The 490-nt window shown below is 30.0% G+C and carries 1 protein-coding gene; it reads right to left on the reverse strand.

The annotated features are described in order from the left end of the window. Positions 1-490 (reverse strand): hypothetical protein (locus tag KJQ99_RS09625; RefSeq protein ID WP_214150700.1); only part of this gene is annotated, 490 nt, incomplete at both ends.

Consider the following 490-nt stretch of genomic DNA (forward strand, 5'->3'; position numbering starts at 1 on the left):
TCAGCAACAAGTTTTAAGCTAGCTTCACCTTTAATATCAGTTCCAATTACATTAAATGTAAACTTGTAATCTCCAAAGTTATTGCAACCTAATTCTGGAACATATTTAAATTTACCATCAACAGCAAGAACTGAATCAGTTTTAATTAACTTATCATTATAAGTGATAAATACTTGCATTGATTGAATACCACCAGCATTAATCTCACCTTTAAATAAAGGATTAGCATCTACTGTAGTTGAACCATTGCTAATTTCTTTTAGGTTATTGTGATCGCCTGATTCATCACCTTCAAATATAGATACTTTAATTCCATTTCCAACACTTGGAACAATTACTTCAGGAGTTGTTGTATTATTAACCACTTCATCTTTAGCTGTATTTAAATCTAAACTAAATGAGTATTCTTTCATTTCTCCTGTTTTTAAGCTTGATAAATATACTTTATATGTTCCAACTTCCCAACCACTACCATCTACTCTGTTTGTTA

The sequence above is a fragment of the Campylobacter sp. 2018MI13 genome, from assembly GCF_018501135.1.
GTDB lineage: Bacteria > Campylobacterota > Campylobacteria > Campylobacterales > Campylobacteraceae > Campylobacter_E.